Here is a 15,349-nt window from a genome sequence, read left to right as displayed (position 1 = left end):
GCTCAACCTGGCCGTTTGCGCTGAGCGGTGATGTCCGGTTCGGTTGTCGAGACGCGGGCGTATCCGATCACCACAAATCGAGCCGCCGGCCAGCACCTAGATAGATCTGGATCAGCGCTCCGTTGCCCGCCGTTTTGTCTCGTCGCTGGAGCCGCTGCCGTGCCAGTGCTCGGCGTTGGCGTCCTTCCAGCGCTTCGCTCGCTCTTCGGCCGGTGTCGTGTTCTCGGCGGCGGCATCGCTGGTCGCGTCACCGTCGAGCGTGCCTCCGTCCGTCTCCCAACGTTCGTCCGCGAGTGCGCCCTCTTTGCGCGTGCGCTTCGACATAGCCCTATTCCTCCGCTACTCATAGGTGGATCGATGCGGCCGGAAGTCGATCCGCGCTGCGGCAGCGACCACTGCGGCGGCTCTGCTGGTCTCTACGCGCACCTGCTCGGCCGCGGTCTCGTCTCGACGGACCTTCTCGGCTGCGGCCTGCGCTCCGATCTCCGCAAGGATCTGGCCAATCAGCTCCGCAAGCCCGTCGGCAAGTTCCTCGAGGTTCGTGCGCTCGATGATCAGCCGACGGTCGGCGACATGCAATCCGACATCGGCGTAGCCCGCTTCGACCAGCCTCGCGTGAACGGCTGGTTGCTCGAGCAGTTCGAGCTCACGCGGGTCCGGTCGTCGCGTGAAGACCGCGGCGACGTCATACCGGGCCGCCGCGTCTGGCGTGCCAAGATCGGCCGGCAACTCGTTCACGAGGATGTGACTGACCCCGAACTCCTCGTTGGCGTCGGGGGTCATCACATGCCCGCTTTACGAGCGGGAACCCACGACGCGCGCACGCTGTCGGCCCACCGCGTCACGCTCGACGGATGGCCGTCGAAGTGCACCCAGAACGCGTGAGCGCGGGCGATCATGGATGCCTCGACCCGAAGCGCAGCGCCTGCCGCGCCACCCGGCACAATCTGATAAATGTTCACGTTCTTAGAGTAGGTGTCGCGGATGTGAGCGCCCACAGGTTCGCACCGGCATAGCCTGCACGCGGAATGCGAACGGGGATGGATCACTCGCCGTGGGAGTTGTCAAGGACCTCTCGTCGTGGCCCCATTCTTCGTACTCTTCTAGTGTGTGGACCTTGATCATCGTGTTGCTCGCCGTCTGGGCGATCCTGGCGATCGTCGGGTTCGTCTTCGAGGGCCTACTGTGGCTCGCAATGATCGGTTCCGTCCTGTTCGTCGGCACCCTCATCATCGGCATCATCCGTCAACGCGCACGGAAGCCTCCCGCCTAGCGTTGCCGCCACCGCATGCCCAGCCTGGCGTGCGGTGTCGTAGAGAGCGGCCCCATCATGACCTCCGACATCTCCCCAGTCCGCAGGACGCGCAAGCCGTCGAGCGTGCCCGCGGAGTCATCCACCAGCTCGTTCACCGATCTGGCTCGCATCATCAAAGGTGCCGGCCTGATGCACCGACGATACGGCTACTACTGGACAAAACTGATCAGCGTGCCACTCGCCTATGCGGCCGCTATCGCACTGTTCATCTGGATCGGCGACACCTGGTGGCAGATGCTGAGCGCCGTCGGCTTCGCCGTTCTGTTCACGCAAACCGCGTTCCTCGGCCATGACGCCGCGCACCGGCAGATCTTCCGATCCGGCAAGTGGAACGACTGGACCAGCCTCATCCTCGGCGGGTTCGTCGGCATGAGCTACGGGTGGTGGCAGCACAAGCACACCCGGCACCATGCGAACCCCAACCAGATCGACGTGGATCCCGACATCGACCTGCCCGTGGTCGTGTTCACGCCGGAGCAGGCCGAACGCGACCGGGCGGCGATCTTCCGCTGGGTCATCGGGCACCAGGGCTACTTCTTCTTCCCGATCCTGCTGCTCGAGGGACTCTCGCTGCACGCGTCGAGCGTGCACCGGGTGTTCGCCAGAGCCCCTCTCCCGCACCGTTCGGTGGAGATCGCGTTCCTCGCCGTACGCATCATCGGCTTCCTGGCGCTCGTGTTCCTCGTCCTGTCGCCGGACAAGGCGGTGGTGTTCCTGGCGGTCCAGCTCGGCCTGTTCGGCTTCTACATGGGCATGGCCTTCGCGCCGAACCACAAGGGGATGCCGCTCGTGCCGAAGGGCGTGAAGCTCGACTTCCTCCGGCGGCAGGTGCTCATGAGCCGCAACATCCGCGGCAACCGCGTGATCGACGTCGTCATGGGCGGGCTCAACTACCAGATCGAGCACCATCTCTTCCCATCGATGCCGCGTCCGCATCTCCGACGCGCGGCGCCGATCATCGAGGCGTACTGCCACGACCACGAGGTCCCGTACACCCGAACCACGCTGTTGCGCTCGTACGTGATCGTCTTCCGGTACATCAACCGGGTCGGCCTCGGCGAACGCGACCCCTTCGAGTGCCCGCTCGTGATGCAGCGCACCAGCATCTAGACACCAAACCCTCGAATGGCTCCAGCTGCGCGGCCGCAAACGGCCAGATCACTCACCGTGCGCCCTTTAGCAACACGCCTTGATCCGGCGCCGGACTTCCGGCGCCACGAGACCCGCCGTCAGCCGAAATCTGTGCCATTAATGTGCCATTAAATGCGCGAAAAGTATCTGAAACCAACTGTGACCGTTTCGAAGAATCCCTGATCAGCGGGATATCGCAACCAAAAGAATTGAGCGAAAACCGCCCAGGCTCACTGAAAATCGAAAGGTCACCTGATCGGAGCTGATCACCCCAGTACGCTGTCGAAAGAGCCGGACGATGGGGGTCGCATGCCGAACACGCCCGCAGCAGTGGTCGCGGGCGCGAGCGGCTTCGTCGGCACTGCGCTCGCCCGAGCCCTGGTCGACGACGGTTACGCCGTGCGGCGGATCGGACGGATCGGCGAGACCACGTGGGATGATCCCGCCGCGATCGCCCGCGCAGTCGACGGGGCATCCGTGCTCGTGAACATGGCCGGCAAATCGGTGAACTGCCGTTACACCGACGCGAACCGAAACGAGATCCTCCGGTCCAGGGTCGACACGACACGTGCGCTTCGGGAGGCGGTTCGCACTGCCGACGCACCGCCGGCGGTGTGGCTCAACGCGTCGACCGCGACGATCTACCGGCACAGCATGGATCGCCCGCACACCGAAACAGACGGCGAACTCGGTGAGGGATTCTCCGTCGACGTGGCACGCAACTGGGAGCAGGAGTTCTTCGCAGGCGACCTCCCCCACACTCGTCGGGTCGCACTCCGCATGGCCATCGTGCTGGGGGCTGGACCGGCGACGAGGTCACTGGTGACGCTCGCGCGCCTCGGCCTCGGCGGCCCGCAGATCGACAGCCCATGGTTCCCTCACACGCGCTACCGGGGCATCGGCCCGTCCCCGACCGGCCCCGATCGGTTGGAATGGCACCGCACCCGCGGCCGGCAGAAGTTCAGCTGGATCCACCTCGACGACGTCATCGGTGCCATCCGTTTCATCCGCGACCGCGACGACATCGCGGGACCCGTGAACCTCGCCAGCCCGAATCCGAGTGACAACCAGACATTGATGCAGACCCTCCGCAGCAGCGTCGGGGCGCCCATCGGGCTCCCGGCTTGGCGGTGGATGCTCGAGCCCGCCATGTGGGTGCTCCGAACGGAGCCGGAGCTCGTTCTCAAGAGTCGGTGGGTGGTGCCCGGCACCCTCGCCGAGGTGGGCTACACGTTCGTGCACCCCGACTTGAGCGCCGCGATCACGAGCCTCACTGCTCGCTGAGGCGCGGGGCAGGACGAAACGCCGGCCGCGGGCACGCCCGGCCCGCGAGCTTCACGCGGATGCTCGGGTGTGGATGCGCGCACCTTCCGCGTTGAACAGGCACAGGACTTCGAGAACGTCAGGTCCCGGGTTACCGAACCCGTGAGGGACGTTCGTGTCGAACTCGGCGGCCTCGCCTGCCTCCAGGATGAGGTCGTCGTCGGCGAGGAGCAGCCGCATTCGTCCGGAGATCACATAGATCCAGTCCCAGCCCGGGTGCACCCACTGGGGGATGGCCTTGCCGGGCGCGGGTGGCAGCACTTGCTTGAACGCCTCCCACGATCCCACGCCGCCCGAGAGCGGAAGCGTGACGACACCGTCGCGAACTCGTGGCTTCGGATGGATCCTCGGATCACCCAGCGGCGGCGCCCCGACGAGGTTGTCGAGCGGCTGACGGTAGAACCGTGCGAGCGGGAGAAGGTGGTCGAGTTGCGGTCGCCGCGCACCGGACTCCAACCGCGACAGCGTGCTGACGGCGATACCGGTGGCATCGCTGACCGCCCGCAGGGTGAGACCGCGCGACTCCCGAATGGCCCGCAACCGACGCCCGATCCCCGTCAGCTCATCCGCCTCGGTCACGACTCCCCCACGTGTTGACGAGTTGGCAAATTCTGTTGTCACTCTACGCGCCTCGCTCCACGATGAAGCCATGGATGACACCCGACGCAACGTCGACACCGACGTGATCATCATCGGCGGCGGCCCGGCCGGCCTCAGCGCCGCGCTCTCCCTGAGACGTGCCCGTCGGCAGGTCATCGTCGTCGATCAGGCGCAACCTCGGAATCGGACGGCGCCTCACATGCACGGTGTGCTGGGGCACGACGGGCTTCCACCCCTCGAACTGCTCGAGAAGGGCCGCACCGAGGTCGCGAAGTATGGTGTGCGTGTCATCGTCGGGAACGTCATCTCGGCGCGGGCGGACGAGCAGGGTGTCGAGGTCACCACCGCCGACGGTGTCATCCGGGCGCGTCATCTCATCGTCGCGACCGGTCTGACCGACGAGTTGCCGGAGATCCCGGGCTTACGCGACCAGTGGGGCACGGGCGCTGTGGTGTGCCCGTACTGCGACGGTTGGGAGCATCGCCGCCACGTGATCGGCGTGATCGCCACCTCATCGCAGAGCGTCGGGCAGGCGCAACTGCTTCGTCAGTGGTCCGATCGCGTCGTCTACTTCGCCAACGTCGTCGGTGAACCCGATGAACCTGAGGCGGACGCTCTCGCACGTCGCGACATCCGGGTCGAACGGGGTGCCGTCGTGAGTCTCGTGACCGCGAACGGCCGGCTCGAAGGCGTCCACCTCGAACAGCGGACCGTGCCGGTCGATGTGGTCTTCACCGGGCCCGCGCTCAGGCCGAACGACGCCCTGCTGCGCTCCCTGGGTGCGACAACGACGGACGGCCCACTCGGCTCGTGGATCGAAGCAGACCGGGATGGACGAACCTCCGTGCCGCGAGTATGGGCGACCGGCGACGTCGTCGATCCCCGCGCGAACGTCTCGGTCTCACTCGGCCTCGGTACGCTGACCGCCGGCGCCGTGAACACCGACCTCGTCCACGAAGACATCGAGCAGGCGCCATCGGTGGGATCGTCGGCTCGGCCATCCGCGGCCTTGTCCTGATCGGCGCCCAACCGCTCAGCTCGGCCGGCGGCGTACCCGGTAGCGCAGGTGAAGCACCCGGTTGCCCTGAACGACCACGTCCGGGTCGTCCAGCAGGTGCTGCGAGTCGACGGAACCGAAGTAGCGCTTGCCCGAACCGAGCACGACCGGAGCGACATCCATGCGCACCTCGTCGACGAGGCCTGCGGCGAGCATCTGGCCGCCGACGTCACCGGCGGCGACCTCGACGGTGCGGTCGCCGGCGAGTTCCTTCGCCGTGGCCATGGCCGCCTCGATGCCATCGACGAAGTGGAACGGCGCGTCGGGGTTCCAGCCTTCGGGCGCCGGCCGGTGCGTCACGACGACGACGTGGTCGACCCCGCTCGGAGGAATCCCGTCCCAGCCGTCCGTCAGGTCGAAGACGTGGCGGCCGGCGATCGTCACCCCGATCTCGTCCCAGTACGGCCGAGTGTGGTCATAGGACGCTTGCGACACCTGTAGGGCCCCGCTGTCGTCGAGCGGCACGTCACCGCTGACCAGCCATTCGAACAGTGGACCGGGATCGTCGTTCTCCGCCGCGATGAAGCCGTCCACCGAGACCGACGCGTTCATGACCACTTTCCCCATGGGTTCCTCCCCTGTTCGGGTCCCCAGTCTCGCGTTTCACGAGCGGTCGCTCTTGTACGAATTCAATCGGCCGGCAGCGGCCAGCCCTCGAGCGCGTGATGGGGATGCTCCCGCAGGAAGCGTCGCCGCACTTCGACGTACCGGGTCGGCGTGAGCCCGGTGAACTCACGGAACTCCCGGACGAAGTGGGGCTGGTCGAAGTAGCCGGCACCGGCGGCGACCTCGCCCCAGTTGACCGGTGCGGCGACATCGAGCGCCAGCACGGTGACGGTGAACCGGTAGCTGCGCGCCAGCCGCTTCGGCGTGACGCCGATGACCTCCTTGAACCGCTTCGCCAGGTAAGTGCTGCTGGCATGGGCTGCGGCGCCGAGTTCGTTGATCGGCACCGCTCCGCCGGTCTCCGCGATCTCGCCCGCCAGTTGACGGACGATGTCGAGGCCGTCGATCGGGCGCAGTCGCCGCACCAACTCCTCCTCGAGCACCTGCAGTGCTTCGTCAGGTGTGCCCGCCAGGGCCAGTCGGTCCCGCAACTCGGCGAGGGCGGGGCCACCCCAGATGTGCTCCAACGTCGCCGGCCGGTCGCACAGCTCGACCGCGGGCATCGGGAGGAACGGAGCCAGCCCCCACGGCTTGAAGTGCACACCCACCGACCTGGTCGGGGTCGGATAGCCGAACTCCCAGGCACGGGTCGGGGTGGTGACCACGCAACCGTCGGCGTAGTCGACATCGTCGAGGTCGGCACTCGTGCGGATGAGGAACGGCGCTCCCAGGTTGACGATGAGCAGGGGCGCGGGTGCAGCCGGCAGCAGCAACCGGGAGTACGGCGGGGTTCCCTCCAAGTAGTAGAGGTCGTCGATCAGTCGGTCCAGCGCCGGGCCGGGCACCTTGGACACATACTCCACGCCGACATCTTCGCATCGAGCCGGGGCCGCGAACGGGGAACGCGACATAATGAGCCCATGTCTTCCTCCGCCGAGCGCCAATCCAATCCGACCGCCTGGGCCGCCTTCTGGTTCGCACTTGCGGGCCTCGTGCTCATGCCCATTCCACTGTTCATCGGGCTGATCGTGGGCGGCCTCCTCTCGATCGTCGCTGCGATCCTCGCCGTGATCGCACTCCTCAAGGGCCTCGCGCGCAGCGGCAAGGGCATCGCGCCCGTCGTGTTCGCCGCGATCTTCATCGCGCTCACCTGGGCCGGCATCGGGGCCGGCGGCGGTACCGTCTGGTAGTCGACCGCCCGCTGGGAAACAGAGCGCTCGTGGATCTCCATCGACGGCGCCCGAGACGAGTCGGGAGACGGTCGGACGGAACACCGACCCCCTATCCACCGGCGCTTGCTCCTGGGCCCGGAGTCACGTGGAAGCACGGCCGGCGGGCTCCGTCGAAATCGATGGGTGGCAATGGCTGACGAGACGGGCCTACTCGAGATCGCAGCGTGGAAGATGGCTGTCGGTCGCCTCGCCACCGAGAGTCTTCCTGAACTCGCTACCGAGGCGCTCGTGAGCGGGTGGGATAGTCCCGCGCTCCGCACACTCGCCGGACAATCGCCCAGTGACGTGCGGGACTCAGCCGATCTGTTTCGGCTAGCGCTGAGCGAACTCGACGTGGAACTGCCGGACGCCGAAACAGCGGAGTGGCGGTTGGCTCGGCACGTCGCGGGCATGATCGTGGCTGGGACTCTCAGCGGTGCGAGCGGGGCAAGAGAGCTCTGGAACACCTACCTGAATGTCAGCGACAACGGTGACCTCCGCGTATTCGTCGGGCTCGTCTCAGAGCTCGACGACCATCCGGAGCAAGTTGATGCCATCGAGGCCGCCATCATTGCCGCGGCTCACGAGTTCGTCACGCGTCGAGAGCCACGACGGTGGATCAGGCTCATGGCTGCGTCCGGACGATCCTCGCTGACCCAGACATCGGGACACGACGACATCGAGATCGACCCCGCAACCCTCGGCCTCACTGACGAGCTTCGTTCCGACCTCGCTCGGTGGGATGTGGCCTATCTGCGCACGCTGTCCGCTTGGCCGGTCGAGGGCGGATTCGAAACCGAACGCGACGCCGAAAGATTCGTCGCAGCCGGCCGTGGACTCTCAGAGCGGCTCCAGATCGAGCTGGGAAGCGGCTACCACGTCGAGTACATGCCTGAGCCGATTCGCCAGCCGGGAGTGAAGCTGCGTGCAGTTGATCGGTGAGCAATCACCGGGGGCGCCAATCTCGGAACCCGGCATCGGCGCCGGAATCTGCATCCGAGTTGGATGGTCAACAGATCTATCATGAAGTCGACCCGCTCGCAGGGCGGGGAGAAGAGGTGCCGTGATGGGCACGCGAGCATGGACGACACAGGCACTCATCGGCGCCGTCTGCGGTTTGGCTTGGGCTTGCGCGCTGCGCGCCTACATGGCCGGCATCGCCGGCTTCGAGTCGGCCTTCTCGTGGTGGGGCACCTTCGTCGCGATCCTCGTGCCGGGGGTGCTGGTGGGCACCTTGCTCGGGTCGGCGGCGGCCTTGCCTCCGCGGCGAGTCTCGACCCTCCGCTGGATCGCGGCGTCGCCGATGCTGTTCGCGGTGTTCACGTTGCCGCTCCCCGGCGTGCTGGTCGCCCTCGTGACGACCGGCATCGGCGGCGGCGCGATCGGTGTACCCGTCGCAGGCATCGCGGGTGGCTACGCACTCGCTGGGCTGCGGCTCTGGCTGCGCGTGATCACGGGCGTCTTCGCCGTGCTCATGCTCGCCGGCCTCATCGCGACCGTGCCGATCGTCGCCGGGAAGTCGCTTGCGACCCCGGATGGGGCGTGGCTCGCCGCGCTCGTCGGCTCACTCATGATCGTGCTGATGCTCGCGTCGGCGATCCCCTTCCGAGCTCTGTCGAGCGGACACCGGAGCGCGACCCTCAGTGCGTGATCGTCGTCTGCTGGTAGAGCGCGAGGCGCGGCCGGCCGTCGACTCGACGGTAGACGCTCGACATGAGCGCCTCGAACGGCTCACCGCCGTCGTCGCGTGACGAGACGGCGTGGTAGACGAGGGCCGCGGCATCCTCGCCGAGGTCGACGAGGCGCGCGTCGCTCAGTTCGTACCGCGCCCATGGTGGCGCGTCGTCGAGCGAGCCGGCGATCGTCTCGCGGTCGAGGACCATGCCGTTGACGAGCACCATCACTCCGTCGGCCGTCATGAGTTCGCCGTAGAAGGCGCCGCCGGTGCCCGAGCACAATGACGCCCATCCGTCGTGTTCGAGGGCGAGCAGTTCGTCGAGGCTGAGATCACTCATGCGGGCGATCCGAGCACACTCCGAACCGAATGTGAAGGGGGTTGGCGGCATGCCGGCGAACTGCGACCATCGCTCGATGGACACGAACGACGACCGCAACCAGCCGAACGACGACGTGCAGAGCGAGCCGGTCGAGGCCGGCCACGACGACGCGACCCGCGCCGAGCAACTCGAAGGCGTGATCGACCAGGTGCGCGGCGACCTGCTGCTCGGCCACGTCGACGACGCACGCGGCATGGTGCGCGACCGACTCGCCGATGCCGGGCTCGGCGCCGACGAGAGCGACGTGGACGCCGTGCTCAGCGCGGTGCAGGGCGGCACGACCGCCTGAGAGCGGTGCTTCCGGCGACAGCTCAGCGAGCGTCGAGCAACTCCAAGAGCCGCGTCGTGACGCGCCACGTGCGTACAGTCATCTGCTGGTACACCGGCATCGCGAACAAGCGCTGGATGCGCGTCTTCGTCGCCAGCTTCGCGACGCGCGAGAAGTAGAGCACTCCCCGGCCACCCGCGATGGAGTCGACGCCCTCCTTCAACTCGGGCAGCTCGGCGAGCACGTCGTCGGCCGTGAGCGGATGCTTGAGGAAGAAGCAGTCGCTGCGATACCGGTCCGATCCGAAGTCGCTCGGCGCAGCGTCCACCGTCTCGGCGAGCTCGGCTCTCGATCGCACCACGACCAGCAGCGGCATCCCGAAGCGGTCTTCGAGCGCGCCCTCGAGCGCACGCTCGAGGGCCGGCCCGCTGCGGCGACCGGATTCGAACAACACGTTGCCGCTCTGCCCGTGGGTCCTGACGTCGCCGTGGCCGGCGTCACTGAACGCCTCAGCGAGGTCGGCCATCGACATGAGGTTCTTGCCGCCCACGTTGATGCCGCGCACGAGGGCGACGAACGACGTCATGGGCCGGCCTTCCGCCTACTCGAGCGCCGAGGTGAGCCGCGCCACGCCGTCGAGGAACTTCGCCCGCGTGGGCTCGTTCAGCCAGTCGTCGAGGGTGAGCTCGCGGCTGATCTTCCGGTAGCCCTCCTCGACCTCGCGCATGTCGCGCACGAACGACTCGCCGCGCACGACCATCGAGATCTCGAAGTTGAGCAGGAACGAGCGGATGTCCATGTTGCTCGACCCGATGAACGCGGTGTCATCGTCGATCGTCATGTGCTTCGAGTGCAGGATGAACGGGCCCGGGTACATGAAGATGCGGACGCCCGCGCGCAGCAGCGGCTCGTAGTACGAGCGCTGGGCGTGCCACACCATGCCCTGGTCGCCGATCTCGGAGACGAACAACTGCACGTCGAGGCCGCGGAACTTCGCCGAGGTGATCGCGTACATCATCGCCTCGTCGGGCACGAAGTACGGGCTCGTGATGATGACCTTCTCCTGGGCCGCGTTCACGAGGCCGAGGAACATGCGCAGGTTGTTCTCCTCGTCGAACGACGGCCCGCTCGGCACGACCTGGCAGACGAGCGCGTCGGGCGACTCGTCGAACTCGAGCTCGGTCACCCCCACGTGCGCCGTCTGCATGAGGTTCTCGCCCGTCTCGGCGTACCAGTCGGAGAGGAAGACGGTGTTGATCGCCGCGACCGTCGGTCCCGTGACGCGGGTCACGAGCTCCTGCCACTTGAGGCCGCGCTTCTGGTTCTTGGGCGAGTCGTAGTCCCGCGAGATGAGGTTCTGCGAGCCGGTGTAGCCGACGTGTCCGTCGACGACGACGAGCTTGCGGTGATTGCGCAGGTCGGGCCGCTGGAACTGCCCCTTGAACGGCTTCACGGGCAGCAGGTACTTCCACTCGACGCCGATGCGGTCGAGCTCGGCGATCGTCTGCTTGTGGATCGGCACCTTCGCCGAGGCGATGTAGTCCATCATCAGGCGCACCTTGACGCCGCGCTGCACCGCGCGCTCCATGGCGGCGAAGAACTCGCGCGTGGTGTCGTCCCACGCGACGATGAAGAACTCGATGTTGACCCACGACTGCGCCGTGTCGATCTCGGCGGCCATGCGGTCGATCGACCCCTGGTAGTCGCCGATGAGCTCGGCCCGATTGCCGCCGGAGGCGGGCAGCGCGCCGAGGGTGCGGTTCTGCTTCACGATCGAGGCGAACCACGCCGGCCACGTCGAACGGTCGACCGTGTAATCGTGGGCATCGACGTTCTGGGCGATGAGCGCGTCGACCTCCTTCTGCCGCTCGCGTCGCTTCTTCGGCAGCTTCGCGTTGCCGATGATGAGGTACAGCAGCACGCCGATGAACGGGATCAGGAAGATCGCGAGCAACCACGCCATCGCCGCGGTCGGCTTGCGGTCCTTCGGCACGATGAAGAGCGCGATGATGCGGATGGTCCAGTCCGCGAGGATGAGCACGACGGTCCAGAACACCGTCGGATCGAAGTTCACGAACGCCGCCCGTCGGTCTCACGGCTGTAACGGATCATGGCTCCTCCTCGGGCCCGGCGGCACCCCTCGCCGCCGCGGGTGAGACAACGATAGCGGTCGGCGGTTACTCGAACGAACGCAGGCGCGCGGCATCCCGCCGGTACATGGCCGCATGCTCGACGAAGTCGGCCCGCCCGGTCGCTGCCGCGCGGTCGTCGGTGAAGGCGGCGAGCTCGTCGAGGAAGCCGGCGGCGGCCCCGAGCACCTCGCCGACCGGGTAGTCGGCGCCATAGGCGGCGACGAGTCGGCGCACCCGGTCGACGGGCGTCTCGCCGTCGGACGTCGCCTCGGGGTCGAACCCCTCGGCGTCCTCGGCGAACGGGGCGATGCGGTACGCGAGATAGGCGAGATCGCGCAGGCGCGGCCCGGGCGAGGCGAAGTCGAAGTCGATGGCCCCGACGAGACGCCCGCCGTCGACGACGAGGTTGTACGGCGCGAAGTCGTTGTGGCACACGACCTCGGACGGCTCCCGGGACGGCGAACGCCAGGTGCGCCCCGGGTCGTGCGCGAGCGGCACGGATGCCTCGTGCACCTGTCGCAGCAACCGGCCGGCCTGCTCGACGATCGTCGTCGACCACTGCACCCGGGCGGGAGCGTCGACGAGCATGCCGCCCGCGATGAAGCCCACGATCTCGCGGCCGGAATCGTCGAGGCCGAGCGGCTCGGGCACCTCGTCGACGCCAGCGGCCCGGACGGCGGCGAGCAGGGCGTGCACGGCGGGCGTCCACTCCCCCGCGACGCGTCGCACGGTGTCGCCGACGCGCACCACCGGCTCCATGTTGCCGCCGGTCAGCGGAATCGCGGCAAGGGTCGGCTCGTCGTCCACTTGGCCATGATGGCAGCAGTTCAGCGCGCGTCGCCGAACAGCAGCGGCACGAGTTGGATGCCGAGGCCGCTCGCGACGAAGCGCAGCCGGCGGTCGCTGCGCAACCGCGCCACCCAGTCGAACCGGCCGAGGTCGGCGATCTCGACGAAGTCGCCGGCCGGATCGTGCGCGCCGAAACCCACCCGGAGCCCGCAGTAGTAGGTCGACTCGAGCGTCTCGGTCGTCGTCTCAACGTGCGGCATCCGTTCGGCGATGCGCCCGCTGATCCGTTCGGCGAGCGCCTGACCGTCGGGCGCCGTGCGCACGATCGCCCGGCGATCGGGGAACGCGAGCCCGAGCTCGGCGGCGCAGGCGTCGAAGAAGCGGTCGAACGCGCCGAGCTGACGCTCGACGGCGTCGACCTCGAAGCCGTCGTCGGGCCGTGCTCGCCCGGCCGCGGCGAGCGCGAACAGCCGGAAGTGCCGCGAATGGGACGGCTTGCCGCCCGTGAGCGACTGCGCCCGCATCGTCTGGTGCACCGTCGCGAGGTGCACCGGTTCGGGTGAGTCCGCGAGCCGCGCAGCGCACTCGAGTGCGAGCACGTTCGTGGGATCGGAGACGACCTCGGTGGTGCGGATCGTCGAGACCGTGCGGTCCTGCGAGGTCGGTGCGACGACCGAGTTGGTGCCGAGCGGCGTCACGGGCGAGAGCAGCAGCGCCTCGGCGAACGGGGCGGCGTTGAGGGCGAGCCGGTCGAGCGCGGTGCTGAGGCGCTGGTCGATCGGGCTCGGCGCGACGAACCCGTCGTCGCGATACTGGCGCATCAGGTCGGCGGGACGGCGGCGGGCGGCCTGCCCGCGCAGGAGAGCGAGCAGTTCGCCGCGCGTCTCGCTCGGCGACTCGCCCCGGCCCGGCCGCATCAGCCGATCGCCCCGAACTCGACGAGCTCGTGCGCCGGCACGACGGAGGCATCGAGGATCACCCGGTCGCCGAGCTCGTGGTCGAGCTCGACGGTGAACGGCGTCGGCGGGTTGCTCGGGCAGTCGTGGTTGCCCGGGTTCGGGGCCACGCCGACGACGAGCTCGACGGTCGTGCTCGTCTCCTCGACGTCGATCACCTCGATGCGGCCGGTCGCAGGTTCGCCGGCGTTGCAGGTCCACTCGGTTGCGAGCAGTTCGAGCTCGCGATCGCCGGGCTGGGGCAGCGCCTCGGGATCGAGCGCCAGCATCGCGGGCGTGCGACCGCCGAGGTCGATTCGAGGCGTGCAACTCGTCGACGCATCGACGCCCCAGGTGTCGTCGATCGGCATCGCCCCGGGCGAGGCGGACGCCGAGAACAGGTCGAAGTCGCGCACATCGCCGCCGCCGAGGTCGAGGGGCGGGTCGATTTCGCGCATGAGCACGACGTGGTCGTCGCGTTCGACGGCGACGAACCAGTCGTCGAGGTCATCGATGGGCACCACGGGCGAGTCCTCGAGAAGCGCTGCGAGCTCGGCAGGCAGCGCCGTCGCCGGTGTGCGCTCGACGAGGGCACCAGCCGTCAGCTCGATGCCCTGGCAGTCGAGCACGGTGTCGGGGTCGAGCGCGGCCTCGCGGCCGGGCGCGGTGGAGGCTTCGGCCGTCCGCTCGCCCGACGATGCCGGCGCACCACCGGCGCCGACTCCGGCGCAACCCGTGAGTGCGACGAGCGCGAGCAGTGCCGTCGTCGCGGCCGCCATCCGAGTGCGCGCCGTGTCCGTCATCCGCGCGCCCACTCGAGCAGGCGGTCGGCCGGCCACGTCGTGACGATGCGTTCGGCGGGCACGCCGTTCGCCTCGGCACGTGCCGCGCCGAGCTCGAGGAACGACAGGTGACCCGGCGCGTGCGCGTCGCTGTCGATCGAGAACAGGCACCCGGCCTCGAGCGCGATCGCGATGAGGTCGTCGGGCGGATCCTGACGCTCGGGCCGGGAATTGATCTCGACCGCGACGCCGTGCTCGGCGCACGCGGCGAAGACGGCCTCGGCGTCGAACTCGGACTGCGGCCGGGTGCCGCGCGAGCCTTCGACGAGCCGGCCGGTGCAGTGGCCGAGCACGTTCATGTGCGGATCGGCGATGGCCCGGAGCATCCGTTTCGTCATCTCGGCCTTCTCGGTGCGTAGCTTGGAGTGCACGCTCGCGACCACGATGTCGAGCCGGTCGAGCATCTCGGGCGTCTGGTCGAGCGAACCGTCGACGAGGATGTCGACCTCGATGCCCGCGAGCAGGCGCAGGTTCGGCATGCCCGCCTGCACGACCTCGAGGAGTTCCTGCTGCTCGGCGAGCCGCTCGGCGCTCAGTCCGTTCGCGACCCGGAGGCTCGGCGAGTGGTCGGTGATCGCGAGGTACTCGAGCCCCTGCGCCTCTGCGGCCTTCGCCATGACGGCGAGGCTCGTCGTGCCGTCGGACCACTCGGTGTGAGCGTGCAGGTCGCCGCGCAACTCGGCACGGAGCCCGGTCGCGGCGGTACCCGCGGGCGAGAGGCCGGCCTTGGCGCGCAGGTCGGCGAGCCGCTCGGGCACCTCGCCGGCGAGCGCCTGCGAGATGACCGCGAAGGTCGAGTCGCCGACGCCGGGGGTGCGGCGCAGGCGGCCGTCGGCGGCGCGGGCGGCGAGCTCGTCGGGCGAGATGTCGCGGATCGCGTCGGCCGCCTTGCGAAAGGCCTTCGACTTGTACGCCGAGGCGCGGTCGCGCTCGAGCAGGAACGCGATCTCCTCGAGGGCCGTCACGGGATCCATACCCCCGATTGTGTCGCGAGTCGGGTGTATCCCGCTTGACGCCGTGCCGATTCGTCGGTATATCTATACCCCCTAGGGGTATTAAATTCCTGAACCAGATCACGAAGGA

Annotated in this window: 21 protein-coding genes; 8 read left to right on the top strand and 13 right to left on the bottom strand. The window is 68.2% G+C overall.

Features of this window, described 5'->3' with window-relative positions:
* Positions 1–111: 111 nt before the first annotated feature.
* Genes MUN74_RS12760 through MUN74_RS12750 form a run of 3 tightly spaced genes read right to left on the bottom strand, consistent with a single transcriptional unit; the run spans position 112 to position 962 of the window.
* Entirely contained in the window at positions 112–324 is a 213-nt protein-coding gene (locus MUN74_RS12760) for a hypothetical protein (RefSeq protein ID WP_092668337.1), read from the bottom strand.
* A 15-nt stretch (positions 325–339) separates the two neighbouring features.
* Complete coding sequence (locus MUN74_RS12755; protein WP_244852662.1) at positions 340–783, bottom strand: hypothetical protein; 444 nt, start codon at positions 781–783, stop codon at positions 340–342.
* Positions 783–962 (bottom strand): hypothetical protein, encoded by a 180-nt coding sequence (locus MUN74_RS12750; protein ID WP_133988495.1) that lies wholly within the window; start codon positions 960–962, stop codon positions 783–785. Before MUN74_RS12750 ends, MUN74_RS12755 begins: the two co-directional genes overlap by 1 nt.
* A 155-nt stretch (positions 963–1,117) precedes the next feature.
* Here MUN74_RS12750 and MUN74_RS12745 point away from each other — a divergent pair, with 155 nt between their 5' ends.
* From MUN74_RS12745 to MUN74_RS12735, 3 genes are all read left to right on the top strand, one after another.
* Positions 1,118–1,273, top strand: a complete 156-nt coding sequence (locus MUN74_RS12745; RefSeq protein WP_166670891.1) for a hypothetical protein — start codon at positions 1,118–1,120, stop codon at positions 1,271–1,273.
* 57 nt (positions 1,274–1,330) lie between these two features.
* Positions 1,331–2,425: a fatty acid desaturase family protein gene (locus MUN74_RS12740; RefSeq protein WP_244852661.1), complete on the top strand. Its 1,095-nt coding sequence runs from the start codon at positions 1,331–1,333 to the stop codon at positions 2,423–2,425.
* 330 nt (positions 2,426–2,755) lie between these two features.
* Positions 2,756–3,730, top strand: coding sequence for an epimerase (locus MUN74_RS12735; RefSeq protein WP_244852659.1), 975 nt, complete (start codon positions 2,756–2,758; stop codon positions 3,728–3,730).
* A 51-nt stretch (positions 3,731–3,781) separates the two neighbouring features.
* On the opposite strand, the gene MUN74_RS12730 is transcribed toward MUN74_RS12735, so the two are convergent.
* Positions 3,782–4,348 (bottom strand): helix-turn-helix transcriptional regulator, encoded by a 567-nt coding sequence (locus MUN74_RS12730; RefSeq protein ID WP_244852657.1) that lies wholly within the window; start codon positions 4,346–4,348, stop codon positions 3,782–3,784.
* Positions 4,349–4,451: 103 nt separating this feature from the next.
* Here MUN74_RS12730 and MUN74_RS12725 point away from each other — a divergent pair, with 103 nt between their 5' ends.
* Positions 4,452–5,387, top strand: a complete 936-nt coding sequence (locus MUN74_RS12725) for an NAD(P)/FAD-dependent oxidoreductase (protein WP_244852656.1) — start codon at positions 4,452–4,454, stop codon at positions 5,385–5,387.
* 15 nt (positions 5,388–5,402) lie between these two features.
* Here the strand turns inward: MUN74_RS12725 and MUN74_RS12720 are convergent, their stop codons facing one another.
* Both MUN74_RS12720 and MUN74_RS12715 read right to left on the bottom strand, forming a co-directional pair.
* A complete protein-coding gene (locus MUN74_RS12720) occupies positions 5,403–5,993 on the bottom strand; it encodes a dihydrofolate reductase family protein (protein ID WP_244852655.1) in 591 nt (196 codons plus the stop codon).
* Positions 5,994–6,055: 62 nt separating this feature from the next.
* On the bottom strand, positions 6,056–6,886 hold the full coding sequence (locus tag MUN74_RS12715; protein ID WP_244852654.1) for a helix-turn-helix domain-containing protein: 831 nt from the start codon (positions 6,884–6,886) through the stop codon (positions 6,056–6,058).
* Between the two features lie 66 nt (positions 6,887–6,952).
* On the opposite strand from MUN74_RS12715, the gene MUN74_RS12710 reads away from it, so the two are divergent.
* From MUN74_RS12710 to MUN74_RS12700, 3 genes are all read left to right on the top strand, one after another.
* On the top strand, positions 6,953–7,222 hold the full coding sequence (locus MUN74_RS12710; RefSeq protein ID WP_244852653.1) for a hypothetical protein: 270 nt from the start codon (positions 6,953–6,955) through the stop codon (positions 7,220–7,222).
* Between the two features lie 171 nt (positions 7,223–7,393).
* A complete protein-coding gene (locus MUN74_RS12705) occupies positions 7,394–8,185 on the top strand; it encodes a hypothetical protein (RefSeq protein ID WP_244852651.1) in 792 nt (263 codons plus the stop codon).
* Between the two features lie 124 nt (positions 8,186–8,309).
* Positions 8,310–8,894 (top strand): hypothetical protein, encoded by a 585-nt coding sequence (locus MUN74_RS12700; RefSeq protein WP_244852649.1) that lies wholly within the window; start codon positions 8,310–8,312, stop codon positions 8,892–8,894.
* On the opposite strand, the gene MUN74_RS12695 is transcribed toward MUN74_RS12700, so the two are convergent.
* Positions 8,884–9,258, bottom strand: coding sequence for a nuclear transport factor 2 family protein (locus tag MUN74_RS12695; protein WP_244852647.1), 375 nt, complete (start codon positions 9,256–9,258; stop codon positions 8,884–8,886). The genes MUN74_RS12700 and MUN74_RS12695 overlap by 11 nt on opposite strands.
* Before the next feature lie 76 nt (positions 9,259–9,334).
* Between MUN74_RS12695 and MUN74_RS12690 the strand changes: the two genes are divergently transcribed.
* Complete coding sequence (locus MUN74_RS12690) at positions 9,335–9,589, top strand: hypothetical protein (RefSeq protein WP_244852645.1); 255 nt, start codon at positions 9,335–9,337, stop codon at positions 9,587–9,589.
* Between the two features lie 22 nt (positions 9,590–9,611).
* Here MUN74_RS12690 and MUN74_RS12685 read toward each other — a convergent pair whose 3' ends face one another.
* From MUN74_RS12685 to MUN74_RS12660, 6 genes are all read right to left on the bottom strand, one after another.
* Entirely contained in the window at positions 9,612–10,154 is a 543-nt protein-coding gene (locus MUN74_RS12685; protein WP_244852643.1) for a DUF1697 domain-containing protein, read from the bottom strand.
* A 15-nt stretch (positions 10,155–10,169) separates the two neighbouring features.
* The gene (gene cls / locus MUN74_RS12680) at positions 10,170–11,642 is read right to left on the bottom strand and encodes a cardiolipin synthase (RefSeq protein ID WP_244852641.1); all 1,473 of its coding nucleotides are present in this window, start codon (positions 11,640–11,642) and stop codon (positions 10,170–10,172) included.
* Between the two features lie 103 nt (positions 11,643–11,745).
* Complete coding sequence (locus MUN74_RS12675) at positions 11,746–12,507, bottom strand: phosphotransferase (protein WP_244852639.1); 762 nt, start codon at positions 12,505–12,507, stop codon at positions 11,746–11,748.
* 20 nt (positions 12,508–12,527) lie between these two features.
* On the bottom strand, positions 12,528–13,406 hold the full coding sequence (locus MUN74_RS12670) for a hypothetical protein (RefSeq protein ID WP_244852638.1): 879 nt from the start codon (positions 13,404–13,406) through the stop codon (positions 12,528–12,530).
* Positions 13,406–14,227: a hypothetical protein gene (locus MUN74_RS12665; RefSeq protein WP_244852636.1), complete on the bottom strand. Its 822-nt coding sequence runs from the start codon at positions 14,225–14,227 to the stop codon at positions 13,406–13,408. Before MUN74_RS12665 ends, MUN74_RS12670 begins: the two co-directional genes overlap by 1 nt.
* Positions 14,224–15,240 (bottom strand): PHP domain-containing protein, encoded by a 1,017-nt coding sequence (locus tag MUN74_RS12660; RefSeq protein ID WP_244852634.1) that lies wholly within the window; start codon positions 15,238–15,240, stop codon positions 14,224–14,226. Before MUN74_RS12660 ends, MUN74_RS12665 begins: the two co-directional genes overlap by 4 nt.
* Between the last annotated feature and the right edge of the window lie 109 nt (positions 15,241–15,349).

This window comes from Agromyces sp. H17E-10 (assembly GCF_022919715.1).
Taxonomy (GTDB): Bacteria; Actinomycetota; Actinomycetes; order Actinomycetales; family Microbacteriaceae; genus Agromyces.
Note: the sequence above shows the minus strand (reverse complement) of the source record. Positions and strands in the feature narration are given on the sequence as shown.

Excerpts from the sequence above, each read along its gene's own strand:
- MUN74_RS12760 (WP_092668337.1), bottom strand. The coding sequence starts at position 324 with ATGTCGAAGCGCACGCGCAAAGAGGGCGCACTCGCGGACGAACGTTGG.
- MUN74_RS12755 (WP_244852662.1), bottom strand. The coding sequence starts at position 783 with ATGACCCCCGACGCCAACGAGGAGTTCGGGGTCAGTCACATCCTCGTG.
- MUN74_RS12740 (WP_244852661.1), top strand. The coding sequence starts at position 1,331 with ATGACCTCCGACATCTCCCCAGTCCGCAGGACGCGCAAGCCGTCGAGC.
- MUN74_RS12735 (WP_244852659.1), top strand. The coding sequence starts at position 2,756 with ATGCCGAACACGCCCGCAGCAGTGGTCGCGGGCGCGAGCGGCTTCGTC.
- MUN74_RS12720 (WP_244852655.1), bottom strand. The coding sequence starts at position 5,993 with ATGGGGAAAGTGGTCATGAACGCGTCGGTCTCGGTGGACGGCTTCATC.
- MUN74_RS12710 (WP_244852653.1), top strand. The coding sequence starts at position 6,953 with ATGTCTTCCTCCGCCGAGCGCCAATCCAATCCGACCGCCTGGGCCGCC.
- MUN74_RS12705 (WP_244852651.1), top strand. The coding sequence starts at position 7,394 with ATGGCTGACGAGACGGGCCTACTCGAGATCGCAGCGTGGAAGATGGCT.
- MUN74_RS12700 (WP_244852649.1), top strand. The coding sequence starts at position 8,310 with ATGGGCACGCGAGCATGGACGACACAGGCACTCATCGGCGCCGTCTGC.
- MUN74_RS12695 (WP_244852647.1), bottom strand. The coding sequence starts at position 9,258 with ATGAGTGATCTCAGCCTCGACGAACTGCTCGCCCTCGAACACGACGGA.
- MUN74_RS12690 (WP_244852645.1), top strand. The coding sequence starts at position 9,335 with ATGGACACGAACGACGACCGCAACCAGCCGAACGACGACGTGCAGAGC.
- MUN74_RS12685 (WP_244852643.1), bottom strand. The coding sequence starts at position 10,154 with ATGACGTCGTTCGTCGCCCTCGTGCGCGGCATCAACGTGGGCGGCAAG.
- MUN74_RS12670 (WP_244852638.1), bottom strand. The coding sequence starts at position 13,406 with ATGCGGCCGGGCCGGGGCGAGTCGCCGAGCGAGACGCGCGGCGAACTG.
- MUN74_RS12665 (WP_244852636.1), bottom strand. The coding sequence starts at position 14,227 with ATGACGGACACGGCGCGCACTCGGATGGCGGCCGCGACGACGGCACTG.
- MUN74_RS12660 (WP_244852634.1), bottom strand. The coding sequence starts at position 15,240 with ATGGATCCCGTGACGGCCCTCGAGGAGATCGCGTTCCTGCTCGAGCGC.